Origin of the sequence: Rhizobium atlanticum, assembly GCF_030182485.1 — a bacterium.
In the GTDB taxonomy this organism is placed as follows: Bacteria; Pseudomonadota; Alphaproteobacteria; order Rhizobiales; family Rhizobiaceae; genus Rhizobium.
The window spans coordinates 204,251-222,188 of sequence record NZ_JAQJCJ010000009.1 but is presented as its reverse complement, the minus strand read 5'-3'; the positions used below and the strand labels follow the sequence as shown (position 1 = coordinate 222,188).

Below are 17,938 nucleotides of genomic sequence, written 5' to 3'. Positions count from 1 at the left end.
CCGCAGCGTCGAGTTCACGAAGCCTTGGCTTCGAAAGCCGGGGCGAAATCCCCAAGTGATTTCGCCTTGAGGATCGCGCCGCCGATATCCTGCTCCACGATCGCCTCGAGATCGGCAAAGCTGTCGATGACATAGTAGATCGGCTGAAGGATATCGATGCGGTAGGGCGTCCTGAGCACGCTCATCAAATCGAACGGTCGGAATTCGCACGCCGTGCCTTCCGTTGCCGCCTTCGCTTCGCTCGGAGAGGAGACGATGCCGGCGCCGAAGCAGCGGCGGCCTTGCGGCGTGTTGATCAGGCCGAATTCGACGGTGAACCAGAAAATCCGGAACAGATGCCATGAATAGCCCTTGCCGAGGCGCATGGCGGTTTCGCCGAAATGCCGGACGAAATTGGCATAGCTCTGATTGGTCAGCAATGGGCAATGGCCGAACACCTCGTGGAACAGGTCCGGTTCCTCGATATAATCGATATGCTCGCGGCGGCGCAGGAAGGTCGCCAGCGGGAACTTGCCCTGCGAGAGAAGCTCATAGAAGCGCGAAGGCGGAATAAGTGCCGGCACGCCTTCGACGCCGAAACCGGTGGTCTCGTTCAGGCGTCTGTTCACATCGAGGAGCTGAGGCACTTTTTCCGGCTTGAGCCCCAGCAGTTTGACGCCGTCCAGATATTCCTGGCAAGCCTTGTCGGCCAAGAGCTTCATCTGACGCCGGTAGAGTTCGCCCCAGATCTGATCTTCTTCGGGGCTATAGTCATATAGGCCGTCCGAGCCGGGCAGTTTGGCGGTGTAGCTGCTTTCCTTGGTCATCGGCTGATCCTCCCGGGAATGGCGATGTCTCTGTTATTATGCTCCGTGTTTGACGGATTTTCTTTTCTTTCATGCCGGGTATCGCCATAGTGGTGGGAGATATTTCCGAGTACGATGGCTACAATGAAAGAATCTGGGAATTTCCGCCGCAAGCTTCTGCAACTGATTCAGGCCGACGGCACTCTGTCGCTGGCGGATCTGGCGGAAAAAGCCGGCATGTCGCAGAGCTCGGCCTGGAGGAAGATCCAGGAACTGGAAGCCGACGGCGTCATCCGCAAGCGCGTGACGTTGCTCGATCCCGGCAAACTCGATCTCAAGCTCTGCGTGGTTGCGCACGTGACGCTGGAGGATCACCATGAGGAGGCGGTGGCTTCTTTCGCTTCAGTGGTGCTGGAGCGGCCGGAGATCATGGAGTGCTACGCCTTGTCGGGCGCCTTCGACTACATGCTGAAGATAAGGGCGAGGGACGTCGAAAGCTACGAAGCCTTCATGACCCGCTATCTCATGCGCAACCCGCATGTGCGCACCGTCGTATCAAGCTTCGTGCTGCGCGAGCTGAAATTCTCCACCGAACTGCCGCTCTAACGTTTATCGCGCGCTGTCGCCATGCCGGCTGCCCGGCATCATCACTGGATAGCCTTCGAACGTCTTCAGCGTGTCGAGCACGATCGAGGTTTTCACGTGCTGCACGGATTCGTGCGGCAGCAGAACGTCGTTGACGAATTTCGACAGATCGGCGAGCCCCCGGGTCGCCACCTTGAGGTGATAGTCCATCTCGCCGGTCAGCGCATAGGCTTCGAGAACTTCGGGCAGACCGTTGATCAATTGCGAAAATCGGCGGGCATTGTCTCGGTTGTGGGTGGCAAGCGTGACGGAAATGACCACCAGCATATCGAGCCCCAGCTTCTCCCGATCGAGGTGGGCACGGTAGCTGCGAATATAGCCCTCGGCTTCCAATCTGGTACGCCGGCGCGAGCATTGCGACGGTGAAAGCGCGATCCGCTCACCAAGCTCGTTGTTCGTGAGCCTTCCATCCTTTTGAAGCTCCAGAAGGAGGCGTAGATCCAATTTGTCTAGGGGCTCATCCATTGCGCAAAATCTCCGGAATGCTCACAGATCGTGCATAATCTGTTCCTATAGAACCAAGAACGCAAGAACTTTGCGGCAGTTTTGAGCCATAGTTTGCATAGAATTGCAATCTCCTCTGGAGGAAAAGAAAATGGGTCCGTTCCCGCATGATGCGCCTCCGTCGGAAATCACCGCCGACAATCCGGCCGGCACCGACGGCTTCGAATTCGTCGAATTCGCCCACCCCGAGCCTGAGAAGCTCAGCGAGCTCTTCACACGCATGGGCTATATCGCGGTCGCCAAGCACAAGACGAAAAACATTACCGTCTGGCGCCAGGGCGACATAAATTACGTATTGAATGCCGAGCCCGGTAGCCATGCCGCTGGTTTTGTCGCAAAGCATGGTCCCTGCGCCCCGTCGATGGCCTGGCGCGTGGTCGATGCCAAGCACGCCTTCGATCACGCCGTGTCGAAGGGCGCCGTTCCCTATGAAGGAAATGACAAGGTGCTCGACGTTCCGGCGATTGTCGGCATCGGCGGTTCGCTGCTCTATTTCGTCGAGACCTATGGGACAAAGGGATCGGCTTACGAGGCCGAGTTCGATTGGCTCGGCGAGCCCAATCCAAATCCCCCAGGGATCGGCTTTTATTATCTCGACCATCTCACCCACAACGTCTTCCGCGGCAACATGGACAAGTGGTGGGATTTCTACCGCGATCTGTTCAATTTCAAGCAGATCCACTTCTTCGATATTGACGGCCGCATCACCGGTCTGGTCAGCCGCGCCATCACCTCGCCCTGCGGCAAGATACGCATTCCCCTGAATGAATCGAAGGACGACACCAGCCAGATCGAGGAATACCTGAAGAAGTACCGGGGCGAGGGCATCCAGCACATCGCTGTTGGGACGGAGGATATTTACGAAGCGACCGACCGGCTTGCCAATAACGGCCTGCGCTTCATGCCAGGCCCTCCCGAGACCTATTACGACATGTCCTATGATCGCGTGCATGGCCATGACGAACCGATCGACCGCATGAAGAAGCACGGCATCCTGATCGACGGCGAGGGGGTGGTGAACGGCGGCATGACGAAAATCCTGCTGCAGATCTTCTCCAAGACGGTAATCGGTCCGATCTTCTTCGAATTCATTCAGCGCAAGGGCGATGAGGGCTTCGGCGAGGGCAACTTCCGTGCGCTGTTCGAGTCGATCGAGGCAGATCAGATCAAGCGTGGTGTCATCGGCACGGCAGCGGAGTAAACTCTACGACGTAGTAGAGTTTTCGGGGAGGAGTTGAGCATGGACCAGACATCGATCCAGGCTTCCGACGCGGAAGCGGCGAAGGCAAACAGACTGAAATATATGCCGGGCTTCGGCAACGACTTCGAGACGGAGTCGCTGCCCGGCGCCTTGCCGCAGGGCCAGAACAGCCCGCAGAAATGCAACTACGGCCTTTATGCCGAGCAGCTTTCCGGCTCGCCCTTCACTGCGCCGCGCGGTACGAATGAACGGTCCTGGCTGTACCGCATTCGCCCGAGCGTGCGCCACACCCGCCGCTTCTCGAACGCGTCCTATCCGCTCTGGAAAACCGCACCCTGCCTGGACGAGCATTCGCTCCCGCTCGGTCAGCTCCGCTGGGATCCGCTGCCTGCTCCCACCGAGAAGCTGAATTTTCTGCAAGGGGTGCGGACGATGACGACGGCGGGCGATGCCACGACCCAGGTCGGCATGTCGGCGCATGCCTATGTCTTCAACGAAGACATGGTCGACGATTACTTCTTCAACGCCGACGGCGAACTGCTGATCGTGCCGCAGCTCGGCGCCATCAGAGTGTTGACCGAAATGGGCATCATGGATGTCGAGCCGCTGGAAATTTGCCTCATCCCTCGCGGCATGATGTTCAAAGTTATGAAGAGCGGCGAGCAGGCGGTCTGGCGCGGCTATATCTGCGAGAACTATGGCGCGAAATTCACTTTGCCGGACCGCGGGCCGATCGGCGCCAATTGCCTGGCCAACCCGCGCGACTTCAAGACGCCTGTCGCTGCTTTCGAGGACAAGGAAGAGCCCTGCCGCGTGCATGTGAAATGGTGCGGCAAATTCTATGTTACCGAAATCGGCCACTCGCCGCTGGATGTGGTTGCCTGGCACGGCAACTACGCGCCCTACAAATACGATCTGCGAACATTTTCGCCGGTAGGCGCCATCAGTTTCGATCATCCCGATCCGTCGATCTTCTCGGTGCTGACCGCGCCCACCGAAGATGCCGGCACCGCGAATGTCGATTTCGTGATCTTTCCGCCGCGCTGGCTGGTCGCCGAGCACACCTTCCGCCCGCCATGGTACCACCGCAACATCATGAGCGAGTTCATGGGTCTGATCCATGGGCAGTATGACGCCAAGGAGGAGGGCTTCGTGCCGGGCGGGATCAGCCTGCACAATATGATGCTTCCTCACGGCCCGGACGCGCTCGCCTTCGAAAGGGCATCGAATACCGAGCTCAAGCCGATGAAGCTCGATCACACCATGGCCTTCATGTTCGAGACCCGTTATCCGCAGCAGCTGACGAAATATGCAGCCGAGCTCGAAACGCTACAGGACGATTACCTCGAATGCTGGGATGGCCTCGAGCGCAAGTTCGACGGAACTCCGGGTATCAAGTGACAGGATCGGTGAAGATCGGCGAAGCCCCCTCCGGCACGGAATTGAGACATGAAACTTGCGACCTTGAAGGACTCCACCAGGGACGGCCGCCTCGTCGTCGTGTCCCGCGATCTGACCCGCTGTTCGGAGGTGGGTCACATCGCCCGCACCCTGCAGGCGGCGCTCGACGACTGGGAGCATGTCGCTCCGAGGCTTCGGCTGGTTGCCGAAGGCATCGAGACGGGGGCTCAGCCGACCATCCGCTTTCACGAACATGACGCCGCATCCCCTTTACCGCGCGCCTATCAATGGGCCGACGGCTCGGCCTACGTCAACCATGTGGAACTGGTGCGCAAGGCGCGCGGCGCCGAGATGCCGGCTAGCTTCTGGACCGATCCGCTGATGTATCAAGGTGGCTCGGACGGTTTCCTCGCGCCGCGAGACCCGATCCTGGCAGCAGACGAGGACTATGGGATCGACATGGAGGGCGAGGTCGCCGTCATCACCGGCGACGTCGCCATGGGTGCGAGCCCGAAAGCCGCCCGCGGCGCCATCCGCCTGCTGATGCTCGTCAACGACGTGTCGCTGCGCGGCCTGATCCCCGACGAGCTGGCCAAGGGCTTCGGCTTCTTCCAATCCAAGCCCGCATCGGCATTCTCGCCGGTCGCGGTGACGCCCGACGAACTTGGAGAGGCGTGGGATGGCGGCAAGCTGCACCTGCCGCTGCTCGTGAGCTTGAATGGCAGGCCATTCGGCAGGGCGAATGCCGGCGTCGACATGACATTCGATTTCGGCCAGCTGATCGCCCATGCCGTCAAAACCCGCCACCTCGTGGCCGGAACGATTGTCGGCTCCGGGACGATCTCCAACAAGCTCGACGGTGGCCCCGGCAAGCCGGTGGGCGAGGGAGGAGATGGCTACTCCTGCATTGCCGAATTAAGAATGATCGAGGCAATCGAGAGTGGATCGCCGAAGACTCCTTTCATGAGGTTCGGCGACCAGGTCCGCATCGAAATGAAGGATCATGCCGGCCATTCGATCTTCGGGGCGATCGAGCAGACGGTCGGAAAATACGAGGGAGCTGCCGGGGGATGAACGAGATCATTCTCTACGACTACTGGCGGTCATCTGCGAGTTATCGCGTGCGGATCGCGCTCAATCTTCTGGGCCTCGACCACCAGATCGTGCCGATCAACCTGCTCGACGGTGCGCACAGAATGCCGGACTATCTCGCGCTCAATCCGCAGGGGCTCGTGCCGACACTGGTGATCGATGGGAAAACGCTGACACAGTCGCTGGCCATCATCGAATATCTGGCCGAGTCTCGGCCGGATTGCGGATTGCTGCCATCGGATAGCTTCGATCGCCACAGAGTGCGCGCCTTCGCATATGCGGTCGCCATGGACATCCATCCGATCTGCAATCTGCATGTGGTCTCGCATCTTCTGACGCTGACCGACAAGGCCGAGGCTCGCGAGGAATGGATGAAGCATTTCATCGGCGATGGACTTCGCAAGCTGGAGACCATGCTCGGCGAATCCGATGGCGCGTTCAGCTTTGGCGGCAGGCCGTCGATGGCCGATCTCTGCCTTGCTCCCCAGGTCTACAATGCCCGCCGCTGGGGAGTTGATATGACCGCCTTCAGACGCCTCAGCGACATCGACGCCAGGTGCGCCGAACTCCCCGCCTTTCAGGCAGCGCATCCGGACCGCGTGAAACCGTAGGAACTACGCGTCCCGCCACGATGAAAATATCGCAGCCTGGCCCAACCGCTTGCCCGTCTCATCGATGAGCTGCCAGACAGTGAAATTTTCGACCCAGAAACGGCGACCCGATTTCGCGACCCTGAGGCCGCGGCCATTATCGACGAAACCATCGCGCGTGACTGCATCCAGCAGCCGCTGGCGTTCGGCGCGATCAGGCTGCTCGGCCGATAGTCGCGACGGCAGCATGATGAATTCGTCCCAGCTATATTCGAAGCAGTTCTGCGCAGTCCGGTTTGCGTAGATGAAGCGCGGGTCGGGCAGTGTATTGTGCGCGAGGACCACGAAAGGTGCATGGCGGTAAAGCCAGTCCGGCCCTTGCCCATCCTCGATAAGAGCGCGGCCGACGATGCGCTTGTAGCTGCGGGTCAGAAGGGCGAAGAAATTGGGATCATTCCTCAGGTCGAGGGCGTGATTGTCATAGGGGGAAGTCACGAACGGCCTCGCTGGTCAAATGTGTCGGTGCAGCCGACATAGCCGATATCAATTGCACGCGTCTATGAAGCCTCCAGAACAGCGAAGGGCCTGTATTTACCTTGTCTCATCACTTCTGATTGTGACGCTTGCCAGAAGATGCCCTTGTGCATTGATCTGACCTGCTGGGGTAGCTGTCAACATTCTCTGCGAAGCTGTTGTTCTTCGGACCGTAATTGGCGTCGGCTGGTCGCGAATGAGGCGGGGGTAGAGCAGGTTTTCATCATCCGGCTATTCAGACCTGCGAAAGCTATGCTGCGAATGACGACAGGAGAAATACAGGTGCTTGGGGACCGGGGTAGAATGCGGAAATCCGTCTCGTTGATATTGATTCTGCTGGCGTTCGTCGCCCTAGCCGGGGAGGGGCATGCGGCCATTTCCTACGAACGTCTGGAGACCGCGCCGGGAGAGCGCGTCCTGACGATAAAAGGCGTGTTCGAGAGTTCCGACGATGCGATGACGCTTGTCGACGAATATACGCAGTACCAGCCGAGCTATGTCACCTTTGACTCGCCAGGCGGAAACGTGGTCGCCGCGATCAGGTTCGGCCGGGCCCTCCGCCTGCTGAATGCAAAAACGATACAGATCAGAGCCGCCGAGTGCGCGTCGGCTTGCGCCTTCGCCTTCGTCGGCGGCGTTGAAAGATTTGCCGAGCCGGGCTCTATCGGCGTGCATCGGGTTTCCCTGTCCGACGATGTTGCCATCGACAACAAATTGGCCGTCTCGACTGTTCAAGCACTGACCGGCGAGATCATCGGCTATCTCACCGACATGGGGGTAAGCCCCAACCTGCTGCAGCTCAGCCTGTCGATCGACAGCACCGATATACGGTATCTCACCGCTGCGGAAATGCGGGACTGGAATATCAACACGCCCGAGGATATGCCTTCGGCACAGGAAAGCGCGCCACCCTCGCCAAGCGCCGCACCGCAGGAGAGCGCAACACCCGCCGACATGCCGTCAGAGCCGAGTGATTCCGAGGAGGCGGGCGCACCGGAACCCGGCGACCTGACCACGGAGGCGGTTAATTTCGCAAACCGATACAATGACGAATGGTCGAAAGACAGCGCATCGGCGTTGGCCTTCATGAAGGGCGTCTATGCCGACGAGGTCTCCTTCTTCGGAAACTCGGTCGACAAAGACGCCGTCCTGAAGGAAAAGGCAGCCTTCGCCCAACGCTGGCCGGAGCGCATCTACAGCGTCAAGCCGGGCTCCGTGACTGCCAGCTGTGCCGGAAAATGCGAAATGTCGGGAATTGTCGAATGGTTTGCCGGAAATAGGGACACGGGTAAGACGTCCTCCGGGATGGCCGAATTCTCTTACGTGTGGAACACGGCCTCCCTGCAGATCGAGTCCGAGACCGGAAAGGTGCTCGCCACGGACAAGGGGGCCAAGGCGCCGGATCGGTTGATCCATCAGTGGACAGGACTGGACGACATCTGCCGCACGAGTGTCGATCGCACTGGACCCGAAACGCTGCGGGCATGCAGACGGCGCGACGAACTCGGTCCGCTGCTCAATCGCGCCGACTGGTGCTATGGCGAAAAGGACGAAGCCGAAATAAACTGGGAGTGGCACAAATGCGATGCCAATTCCCGGAGGTACGCAGAGTAGATATTGCCGGTCCGCAGGCAATGACCGCAAAGTTCGGCAGCTTGCCTGGAGGAGGAGATCGGTGAAAACTCATCTTCCTGAGTGAGGCCGAGCATGTCGGAAGACGAGCATGCCCCATCGAATGCCGTCTCTTCGGGATCCGACGATCCCGAGAAGCCGGCGGAGCGTTATAAACTCGGCCTCTGCCTTTCGGGCGGCGGCTATCGGGCCATGCTTTTCCATGCGGGATCGCTTGCGAGGCTCAACGAGGCCGGTCTTCTGGCGAAGCTCGATATGATCTCGTCGGTCTCGGGCGGATCCATCGCCTCGGGCCTGCTCGCCTATATCTGGCCACGGCTGGTGTTCTCGAGCGAGATCGCCGTCAATTTCAAGACGGAATACCTGGATCGCATTCTCGCCTTCAGTCAGATATTCGCGGATGGGCCGAGCTTCCTGAAGGGCGTGTTCAATCCCTTCTCAAGCGCGGCCGAGGAAGCCGCCAAACTATACGAGCGACATCTGTTCGACGGAAGGTCGCCAACCCTCAGAGATCTTCCGCGCTCGCCCTGGTTCGTATTTTGCGCCAGCAATCTCAGCACCGGTTCGCTCTTCCGGATGTCCAACCGCTATATCGCGGATTACCGGATCGGTGTGTCGTTTCGTCCGGCATTGTCGCTGGCAACCGCGGTTGCCGCTTCGGCAGCATTTCCGCCGGTGCTGTCACCGCTGCGATTGGACCTGTCGCAGTTTTCCTGGAAGAGGGAAAAACTCGATGATACCGTTGGCGAACCAGTCGCTCCGGACCGGGCGATATTAAGCGATGGCGGTGTTTACGACAATCACGGCATCGAGCCGGCGCTGAAACGCTGCGACTGCCTGCTCGTCAGCGATGCCGGCGCGCCTTGGCGCTCCTCGACCCGCGGATACTGGAACTATCTCTCCCAGCTGAAGCGCGTTCTCGATACGACGGACAATCAGGTGCGGTCGTTAAGGCGGCGAGACCTGATCGCCGGCTTCAAGGCTGCAAAACGGGCCGATACGCTTGGCCTCGACGACCTCGCGAAATCGGCGCTGCGCGCAAGAACCCATGGCGTTTATTGGTCGATCGACAGCAAGGACGCCGAACTCAAACCCTACGCCTCTTACACGCTGCCGCCGTCATCGGTCGTTCCCTCCGAGATCGGCACCTACCTCCATTTCCTCGGCGCTGATGAGACGGAGCACCTGACGAATTGGGGGCACTATGTCTGCGATGCTATGCTCAACCGGTTCTATCAACCGCTGCTGGCGCCGTCCTCCGGCCTGCCGTTGGCATCCGGGACGGTGAAACCCTCCTGGGCGGCGAGGGCGAGCAAGCGCCTGTTCGACATTCTGACGTTTTGACGAGAGCCGGAGGTGCCGGGCTACACGACTGTGCGCCATGTCTGCCAATTCAACCGGAAAATGGCCTTATTATTCCAAGGATCGGGGGGTTACGAACCGCTCGAGATAACCGGTACCTGCCGCAATCTCGTCCCATCCGTCGAGATCGAGGTCAATGACGGCAAGCCCCGCTGTCGGGAACTTCTTCCGCATGCGTCCCACGGCATCGGCATCGCCGTCCGCCACGATAAGCGAGGCCGCATTTTCCATGCCGGGATTGTGGCCGACGATGAGCAGCGTGCGGATGCCAGGCTCGACGGCCCGGATCACATCGAGGATGCGCTCGGCCGACACCTCGTAGATATCCGCCGCCTCGCGTTCGGAGACCTTTTTCGAGAGGGCCCGGCGGACAAGCTTCCAGGTTTCCTGCGCCCGGCGGGCCGGCGAGACAAGGGCTAGATCGGGGATCAGCTTTTCGCGCCTCATATAGTTGCCGATGACGGGTGCTGCCTTGCGCCCGCGATCCGCCAATGGCCGTTTAAAGTCGGACACACCATCGGGCCAGGCGGATTTGGCGTGGCGCAAAAGAATGAGGCGGTGTTTCGGCAGCATGGGCTTTCGGCGTCGCTTCGGTTCGTGTTGACTCCTGGAGCATGAGGGGCGCCTGCGATACAGCTCGCAAACTAGACGAATGTCTTTGGCAGGTCCAATTGTCTCGACTTACGTTTGCGAACTGGAGCATCCCGCGGATAGGGCGTTTCGCTGCTCTTACGATTGTTTCTCTATTTGTTCCTCAGAGCATTCTCCGGGCACTTGTTAGTGCCCGGACGGCCTCCTGTATCGGGTTGGCCATTTCTTCTGTCGGAAATGGCCAACGCTTTTGACCAGACTTGAAGTCTATTCCTCAAAACACTGAAGAATGTAGGCAGCCAGTGATTATGACGCAGCGCTTCGTGGAAACTCAGGCACTTACGACGACATCCGGCCAAGCCATTTTGACGCAGCAGCCACGTGATTTTGACGGGTCCTGTCAAATTCCTGAAATCTCTTGTGTTTTTAGCAAGAGGGTTCTGAGCTCACGACGGCGAATCGATCTCGTCGTTCGCAGATCTTCAAGTCTGCGATCAGGTAAAGTTTCGCCAGAGTAGACCGCGTGTGTTGGCGGCCGCCGCTTCCGTTTGATTAACCCGAACGGTCTATCTATCTCGCGCAATCTTAAGGCGAGCTGAAATGATAGATCGACGCCACATATCCAATGCACTGGGAACCAGAGGGCTTGATGCGTTCGACCGTAAGCGGCGCGGTGGCGACGCCGACGTCCAGGGAGATACGTTCGAGGCTGAGTTCGCGCTTGCGGAGATACTGCGACTGTCACAAATTTGCAGACAGTATGTCCGCGACCCGCATGACATCTTCCTTGCGGCTCAGGTCGAGGGGTTTGTTGACGATCTGTTTGTCAACAACAACGGAACCAAGACCTATTACGAACTTAAGAGCAGCCCGAGCCAGACCTGGACGAAGGCGTTGAGGGCGAATTTTCTGCGGCAGCTCAAAATACTGCGCTTGAACCGTTTGAAAGCGAAGCTAGTACTGGTGGTGTCCGACGCCGAGCTGGCGGAAAGGATGGCGGACTCAGCGCAGCGGGGGTTACGTTCCGTCGTCGTTAGCTCGTTCCGGGCCGATTGGTCGAGGATCAGACGGTCGGTACGCAGCTTCGCCGGAGGCCTGGGAACTGACGATGAAATCACTGGACTGATCCACATGTTGATCGGGGTCTGGCGCGGTCCGCATCCGCTACGCTCTCTTGCGGACATAGTTGGCGAATGGCGAAGGAATTCTGGGGGCCGCATCGGGGACATGCAGTCACCATGCGTATCTGCGGAACTTAAAGACTTCTTCGAGAGCGTCACAGACATGACTTTCGAACCCGACGTCATGCCTGTTCGTTTCATCCACCATGACATATTTGGTCAGGTGATAGGCGAAATACCTGTTGTGCCTGGTACAAGCGAGTGGGAGGCTCTTGAGGAGCGTTTTCTGAGCTCCAACGCACGCTGTTATCTCGAGTTCCGACAGGTATTGATTGAGTTCCTTGAAGGGCAGGTGAATTGATATGAAGTCCGACGAAGCGACAAACTACCTGCACCGCCGGCACGCCGCGGTATACGCCCTGCTCGAAGACGCCGATTTCGATCGCCGCGAGTTTTGCCGGCTCTTGTCGCAACCCTTTGCGGGCATGGTACCAGATCAGATTGCGGTCGCTTTCGAGAACACGGACGCAGACGACCTCGTAACAGATCTGCTGGAGTATCTGCCCACGGGCGACATCCCCTTGTTCTGCTACTGGCTCGACAAGAAGCTCATACGGATTCCGAGACTGGTCCTGACCGCATATGCCTTCGAAGAGTACGCGGAATATCACGATGGCCAGATTGATGCACTACTCGTCGTGCGTCAGACACTCGATCCGGAGGCGGTCTCGGCGATGATCCAAAGAGCCGTCTTGCGTGTGGTGACAAAGGAGATCTGGGTGCTGTCTCTGCTCTCCACCAATGATGCACAGGCCCGTCTTCTTGAAATTCTACCAGAGCGAATTGCCGAGATCGTAAGGTTCAGGCGGATCCGCAGCGCGGAGTACGGCGATGACATTTTTCAGCTCGACCCGACTTTTAATGGCCGCGAGAGTCGACACCTAGAAGGCTCCCGCCACGACCAAAGTCCGGCAATCGAACAGATTGATCGAAAATTCTTCATGCCCAAGTTGATCGAGGACCGCATGCGCCGTCGACCTGAGCCCGACGACGATGCTACACCTCCACCGTTTGCTCTGCAGTAAGGCGATACGAAGGGTGCGTCTGCGGAGCCAGTCAAAGGCGCATCCTGGCCACCGATGACCTCGTCACGCTGACAGATGACGCCGCTCAACAATTCCCTGCTTCACGCTCTCCATGGGGAAGGCGAGGGACGCTCCCCTTTCCGCGAGTATCTTGCCGAGCCCACGCGACCCGACTCTGATCTCCTTCGACAGGCGCGAGAACGTCACGTAGCGCGCGTCGAATTCCTTGAAGTCGGCCTCCGTCATCACCCAGGTCGGCGCGCGTGCGACACGAAGCTGCCTCTGCTCGGCCTTGATGTCTCCGGTCCGCACGAGGAAGGCGAACGCCTCGGCCTTGAGCAGCAGGCGTCTGCAGACCTCCGACCGCTCCACATATACCTCTCCGGTGACGGCGATCAGCGACTCGATCTCCCTGACGTCGAACCGTAGCGAGGCGACACCGTCCTCGTTGGGCGATTTCCCGAGGTTCCGGAGCCGCCCGTCGAGGACCATCTCGAGTACGTCGACCAGCCGGAGCCCTGCCTTTCGTGCCGCCATTGTCAGATTCGTCCATTCGGTGGGAAATTCCGGCCGCGCGCGTGCCAGAAGCCTGTCCCGCAGATCGGCGACAGCCCTGCGCGAATACCGGTCGAGAAGGCGGTATCCCCGTTCGCCCGCATCTGCGCTCTTCAGGACCGGTGCGATCATGCCGTCCGAGATCAGGCGCTTCACCGTCCTGCTGGGGAGACCGAGAATCGCCGCGGTCTCCTCGCGGGTCGCCATGTCCCTGATCGCCGCCACGGCCTCGTCCGCCGCCGTCTTCCGGACGTACCGGTCGCCCTTCGACTGGCGAAGCGAACCGATATGCCCGAGCTCGACCAGAATGCGCCGGAGCGTCTCGTCCGGATAGCCGGTCGCCTCGGCGATCTTGCCGATGGACGTCCAGGGGCTTTCTGTGATCGGGCCGAAGAACTCCATGCCGTCGAGCATCGGAATCCTAGACAGGGTGTGTTTGCGCATCATTGTTCGCAGCCTGTCGTAGTCCGGGTCCTCGTAGTTCTCGTTGAGCGAAAGGTAGAGCTTTCCGTAGAGGGCCTGACCGCCGCGGATGTTCGATCTCTCGTCCGTCGACCGGATGTCGTCGAGCAACGAGGTGAAGCCGCCATTGCCTGTCACGAGACGCTCGAAGCCCGCCTGCCTTGCACGATGGAGGTCCTCCTCGCCGAGCTTCCCGACCAGAACCTCCCTTCCGAACAGCAGCCCGACGCCCAGCAGCTCGCAGGCGGACATCCCGGCGGAGAGGCCGAAGCCGTCCAGAAACTCCCCGTGCGCGCGCCGTCCCGAGAGACGCTCGCGGACGAATTCCTCGAACGGCGTCGGCCGACGAGGGACGCGGGCTTCCATGAACTCGTACATCCGGTCTCCCAGGAGATCGAGCTGGGTGTTCAGGTCGTAGTGGTGGCTCTGGTCCGCCTCCGTCTCCACGATCGCGACGCAGTGGACATGGCAGGCCGGCACCTGCGGAAACATCCAGTGGAGGCGCGAATAGCGGCGGGTGCCGGGCATGCGGCTGCCGTCGGCGTCGTCGTCCGCGATGCAGCGCGGGCAGAAGCGCAGCTTCGACCGCCGGAGCTTGCCGTGCGGGAAGTAATGTCCGGCCACAGTCGCGCCGGAGAAGTCGTCGACGACGACCGCGCGGGCCTGCAGTTCCTCCGCATCCCTGCCTGCAAGGACGGCGAGCTTGCGGACCTCGGCTTCGTCGCCCCGGATCAGACGCGGCCGGTCGAGCTTCATGTCCTGGCAGAAGCCGCGCGTGGTCCCGGCGCCGTTTGCACGGGCTAGACGGGCGAGGTAGCTTGTGAGGGGCTCGTCCTGGAGGAGGGGGACGTCGAACAGGCCGGCCACGGCTATCTCCCTTTCCTACGAGATTCGGTGGAGGTCATCATGCCATCCTCGGTCGCCCGCTTTTCCTGGGCATGGTCGCGGCGTCCATCAAGCGTCCCTCGTTGTCGACTTCGCGCTGGATGTGGTGCCAGTCGTCGATCAGGAACACGTTGGTCTCCAGAGAGCAGTTCCGGGCCAGCCGCCTGTATCCTTCGGCGAAATGCCTGTGGTGAAGAACCGCGCCCTTCTCCTTCGTCCAGGTCCTGTCCCAGAGGCCGCGCTCGATCGCGTTCTTAACGATCTGGACCGTCATGCCGAACCGCCAGATCCCGCCATGCATGAGGCGCAGGAGGAAGTCCCGCGTGAGAGCGAAGCCCAGCGTCAGCCCGCAGGCCTCGACCAGCTCGTACACCACGTCGGCGATGCGTTCGAGATCCTCCTGGCTGTCCTTCAATCCCGTAATTTCGATGAGCGGCGCCCGGCGGTCCAACTGTTTTGCGGGATCGCGGTCGATGAAGTCCACGATGCTGGGCACGCCCGAGAGAATGAGCCAGATGGGCCGGCCGTCGTTGATCAGGAGGTTCTTGATGGTGTTGCTGAGGTGCATGTACTTCTTGCTGGTCGGGGCGTCGAGCACGTGCTGGAACTCGTCGAGGACGAGAATTCTCGTCTGCATCTTCTCCATTCGGTCCAGCAGAATACGCCAGATGTCATGCTCGTCCCTGTCCGACTGAAGGACGTAGCCGGTCTTTTCAAGAAGCTCCTTTCCAAGGGTCTTGGCGGTACAGCTTGACGGCGTGGTCGCCCGCAGGCTCAGGGAGAGCTTGTTGCCGTACTTGCCCACGAACGGCTTGAAGGACGGGTGGGCGTCGAGGCGCCGGTTGAGCGACGTAGTCTTCCCGGCCCCGCTCTTGCCCGTGATCGTGAGAGCGTAGCCCTCCCGTGAGTTGCCCGCGAGGATGTGTGCGATCATCTGGTCAAGTTCCACGTCGATCGCCTGGTCGTCGCCGGTCACGACGTGCATCGCCTTCAGTTCGGCGAGAATCTCCGCACGGTCGACGGTGGCGGGAGCCACCGTCGACTTGATATGGGCCAGCATTTCATCATCGTAGCTCGAATCCGTCATCTGTCGTCCTTCCCTGTCTTCTCGATGCGGATGCTGCTCCTGCGGGGGATCACCGAGTTTCCATCGTCCGTCGGTCCTGCCGATCGTGCCGCAGCAGGCTGCATGTCCTCTGGAGCCGACAGGTCACGAGACTTCTTGGACTTCCTGCCCGGCTTCTTCGGCTTCTCGTCGGGCCGGAATTCCGAGGCGTCGGAGCTGCGGTCAGTCTCCGCGGACGCCGTATCCGTTGCCATGCCGCCGACTTCAGCCGCAGCACGCCCGGTGTCGCGGGCCTCCTTCACCGGATCCTTCTCCTTCGAATCGAACGGATCCGGACGGACCCGCTGGGCGTCGACGCGGGCCGCCTCGGCCGGCTCGCCGTAGTCCGTCACGGTCTCCCTGACGACCCTGAAACCGGCGACCACCTCCTTGTCCCAGTAGGCAAGCTGCGAAGCGGTGGTGAGAGGCGAGCCGATTCCCGCAGCAGCCTTGCTCGACTTGGCGAACTCCCTGGCGTTCGCCAGCGCCGCCTGGGCCACCCGCATGCCGATCGATCTCGACGCGCCGAACTGCCTCTTCAAGTACTTGATCTGCTCGAGCCAGTGGGTCACCCGCCAGCCCTTGAGCCCGTCCAGTGCACACTCGACCTCGACCCAGTCGTTGACCTTGAAGGGATCCTTGACGAGGATCTTCGAGATGTCGGTCTCGTTGTAGCGGACGGACAGCTCGAGGTCGTACCGCATCTCCCGGCATTCCTGAAGCCAAGGGTTGGAATAGGGAAGGCCCAGAATCATGATCCCGTAGTTGCCGACCTTGTGCTTCGTGACGACACTGAAGGCTTCCGCATACTCCCGTTCCGACGGGTAGCCCTTGACGGCGCCGTTGGCATTCTGCGTCCCGAAATACCATGCCTGGAGCGGCGTCAGGCCCTTGAGCCCTCGGTGTGGCGTGTTGTGGTAGCAGTCGACGATGAGCATGACGAGGAACTCGGCGAGCTGCTCGTCCGTCATGTGACGGTACTTCTGGGCGTCGTACCTGTCGCGCAGCAGCACGTTGCTGAAGGTCTGCCCGGACAGGAGATGGATGTAGCGCTGGTTGATGGTGCGGAAGAAGCGCTCCACGCGGCCGCGCAGGTGAGGGTGCTTCGAAGGCGGGACCGTGACGTTGCCGCTGTAGGACAGCGCGGCCTCCTGGAACTCCAGCGACGTGTAGCTCGCGCCCGCGTCCACGTGGATGTTCTCTGCCGTGCCACCCTGGGGCCAATTCGTCGCGGTGCCGTACAGCCTCGTCTCGAACTCCTTCGAGCGTGCCACCATCGCGAGGGTCGCGACCGCGGACGCGCCATCGGGCGCGCCCCACAGAAGCTTCGCCCCGCAGACCGATCTGGAATAGGCGTCCAGCGCGACCGACAGCCATACACGGCCGTCGTTCGTCTGCGTCATCTTCTCCTCGATCTTACGCTTCACGTCCGGATGGAGGAATTCCCAGATCCCGCTGCGGACCAGAAGCCGCATCACGTCGAGCTTATGCTCGTCCATCTCGACGTATTCGAGCGGACGCTGCGGCTGGTATCCGCGCCGGGACATTCCGAACCGTCTAGCCACGCGCGAGGGATCACCCGCCCGCGTCAGCTCGTTGCGGTAGTCGCCAAGGTCGTCGATGATCCGCTGGAACGTGCGCAGCGAGGGCACCTTGAGCTCGGCGAGCCCTTCCTCGACCCGCCTGCGGTTCGCCTCGCCCATCTGTGCGTAGCAGTCGAGCTTCGACGGCCGGTCCTTGCTCTGGTACGCGCCCGCGTGCTCCATGTGGAAGGCTTCTTCCTCGGGCGTGAAGTCCGACTTCTGTCCGACGCCGCCGCGATGGCGCGGGAGCAGGGAGCAGGGTTCTAGCTGGTTGTCCTGAAAGCGCTCCACGAGGCGCCCGAACTGCCGCGGACCCGGAATGACCTCCCGCTTGCACTTCTTCGGCGGGATCAGGTGGGCGTTCTCCGCCTTGAAGTGGTCGATGAACTTCTGGAAGCCCGCCTCCGAGCGGGTGAAGAACTCGCCCGTCTCGTACTTGTCGGTTTCCATGTCCAGGAACTCCAGCACCATCCTAGTACGAAGGAGGGTGACGGCCGGCAGGTCCGTGCGCTTCAGCTTCTTCGCCCTGGCGATCGCGTTGCGCGCGCTGAAGTAGCCCTGTTCCCAGTCGATCTTCTTGTGGCGGAAGAGGTAGTCCACATACTCGAAGCTGAAGGCCTTCACCCGCCGGTCCTGCCCGCCGTCGACGGTTTCGATGACGATGCCCTCCGACCAGCGGGCGACCTCCTCCGGGTCGCCTTCGTTGCGGGTCTTGAGGCACCAGTAGCGGCCTTCGAAGCGGATGCGGTCGTCTGCGCCGAAGTCGTATTTCGTATAGCTGCCAACTGGTGCTGCTACGGTCATC

At 60.5% G+C, this 17,938-nt stretch carries 16 protein-coding genes; 9 read left to right on the top strand and 7 right to left on the bottom strand.

The genetic code is table 11. The features are described 5' to 3' along the window. Positions 1 to 14: 14 nt before the first annotated feature. Positions 15 to 806, bottom strand: a complete 792-nt coding sequence (locus PH551_RS15520; RefSeq protein WP_285193650.1) for a phenylalanine 4-monooxygenase — start codon at positions 804 to 806, stop codon at positions 15 to 17. Between the two features lie 123 nt (positions 807 to 929). Between PH551_RS15520 and PH551_RS15515 the strand changes: the two genes are divergently transcribed. Continuing rightward, complete coding sequence (locus PH551_RS15515) at positions 930 to 1,391, top strand: Lrp/AsnC family transcriptional regulator (RefSeq protein ID WP_285193649.1); 462 nt, start codon at positions 930 to 932, stop codon at positions 1,389 to 1,391. 3 nt (positions 1,392 to 1,394) lie between these two features. Here PH551_RS15515 and PH551_RS15510 read toward each other — a convergent pair whose 3' ends face one another. After that, entirely contained in the window at positions 1,395 to 1,895 is a 501-nt protein-coding gene (locus PH551_RS15510; RefSeq protein WP_064801992.1) for an Lrp/AsnC family transcriptional regulator, read from the bottom strand. Between the two features lie 130 nt (positions 1,896 to 2,025). On the opposite strand from PH551_RS15510, the gene hppD reads away from it, so the two are divergent. Genes hppD through maiA form a run of 4 tightly spaced genes read left to right on the top strand, consistent with a single transcriptional unit; the run spans position 2,026 to position 6,239 of the window. Further along, positions 2,026 to 3,135 carry a 4-hydroxyphenylpyruvate dioxygenase gene (gene hppD, locus PH551_RS15505; protein ID WP_285193648.1) on the top strand — a complete coding sequence of 370 codons (1,110 nt, stop codon included), beginning with the start codon at positions 2,026 to 2,028 and terminating at the stop codon, positions 3,133 to 3,135. Between the two features lie 39 nt (positions 3,136 to 3,174). Beyond that, the gene (gene hmgA, locus PH551_RS15500; protein ID WP_285193647.1) at positions 3,175 to 4,536 is read left to right on the top strand and encodes a homogentisate 1,2-dioxygenase; all 1,362 of its coding nucleotides are present in this window, start codon (positions 3,175 to 3,177) and stop codon (positions 4,534 to 4,536) included. A 48-nt stretch (positions 4,537 to 4,584) separates the two neighbouring features. Next, complete coding sequence (locus PH551_RS15495) at positions 4,585 to 5,610, top strand: fumarylacetoacetate hydrolase family protein (RefSeq protein WP_285193646.1); 1,026 nt, start codon at positions 4,585 to 4,587, stop codon at positions 5,608 to 5,610. Then, entirely contained in the window at positions 5,607 to 6,239 is a 633-nt protein-coding gene (maiA, locus tag PH551_RS15490) for a maleylacetoacetate isomerase (protein WP_285193645.1), read from the top strand. Before PH551_RS15495 ends, maiA begins: the two co-directional genes overlap by 4 nt. A gap of 3 nt (positions 6,240 to 6,242) precedes the next feature. Here maiA and PH551_RS15485 read toward each other — a convergent pair whose 3' ends face one another. After that, a complete protein-coding gene (locus PH551_RS15485; RefSeq protein ID WP_285193644.1) occupies positions 6,243 to 6,713 on the bottom strand; it encodes an MEKHLA domain-containing protein in 471 nt (156 codons plus the stop codon). Between the two features lie 291 nt (positions 6,714 to 7,004). Here PH551_RS15485 and PH551_RS15480 point away from each other — a divergent pair, with 291 nt between their 5' ends. Together PH551_RS15480 and PH551_RS15475 are read left to right on the top strand one after the other, a co-directional pair. Next, on the top strand, positions 7,005 to 8,366 hold the full coding sequence (locus PH551_RS15480; RefSeq protein ID WP_285193643.1) for a COG3904 family protein: 1,362 nt from the start codon (positions 7,005 to 7,007) through the stop codon (positions 8,364 to 8,366). A gap of 93 nt (positions 8,367 to 8,459) precedes the next feature. After that, positions 8,460 to 9,728, top strand: coding sequence for a patatin-like phospholipase family protein (locus tag PH551_RS15475; protein WP_285193642.1), 1,269 nt, complete (start codon positions 8,460 to 8,462; stop codon positions 9,726 to 9,728). A 69-nt stretch (positions 9,729 to 9,797) separates the two neighbouring features. On the opposite strand, the gene PH551_RS15470 is transcribed toward PH551_RS15475, so the two are convergent. Beyond that, complete coding sequence (locus tag PH551_RS15470) at positions 9,798 to 10,319, bottom strand: SixA phosphatase family protein (protein ID WP_285193641.1); 522 nt, start codon at positions 10,317 to 10,319, stop codon at positions 9,798 to 9,800. Between the two features lie 618 nt (positions 10,320 to 10,937). On the opposite strand from PH551_RS15470, the gene PH551_RS15465 reads away from it, so the two are divergent. Both PH551_RS15465 and PH551_RS15460 read left to right on the top strand, forming a co-directional pair. Beyond that, positions 10,938 to 11,819, top strand: a complete 882-nt coding sequence (locus PH551_RS15465) for a hypothetical protein (protein WP_285193640.1) — start codon at positions 10,938 to 10,940, stop codon at positions 11,817 to 11,819. 1 nt (position 11,820) lies between these two features. Further along, positions 11,821 to 12,543, top strand: a complete 723-nt coding sequence (locus tag PH551_RS15460; protein WP_285193639.1) for a hypothetical protein — start codon at positions 11,821 to 11,823, stop codon at positions 12,541 to 12,543. Between the two features lie 63 nt (positions 12,544 to 12,606). Here the strand turns inward: PH551_RS15460 and PH551_RS15455 are convergent, their stop codons facing one another. Genes PH551_RS15455 through PH551_RS15445 form a run of 3 tightly spaced genes read right to left on the bottom strand, consistent with a single transcriptional unit; the run spans position 12,607 to position 17,937 of the window. Then, the gene (locus PH551_RS15455) at positions 12,607 to 14,427 is read right to left on the bottom strand and encodes a TniQ family protein (RefSeq protein ID WP_285193638.1); all 1,821 of its coding nucleotides are present in this window, start codon (positions 14,425 to 14,427) and stop codon (positions 12,607 to 12,609) included. A gap of 37 nt (positions 14,428 to 14,464) precedes the next feature. Next, complete coding sequence (locus tag PH551_RS15450) at positions 14,465 to 15,532, bottom strand: ATP-binding protein (RefSeq protein WP_285193637.1); 1,068 nt, start codon at positions 15,530 to 15,532, stop codon at positions 14,465 to 14,467. Then, positions 15,529 to 17,937, bottom strand: a complete 2,409-nt coding sequence (locus tag PH551_RS15445; protein ID WP_285193636.1) for a transposase — start codon at positions 17,935 to 17,937, stop codon at positions 15,529 to 15,531. Before PH551_RS15445 ends, PH551_RS15450 begins: the two co-directional genes overlap by 4 nt. Position 17,938 lies beyond the last annotated feature (1 nt).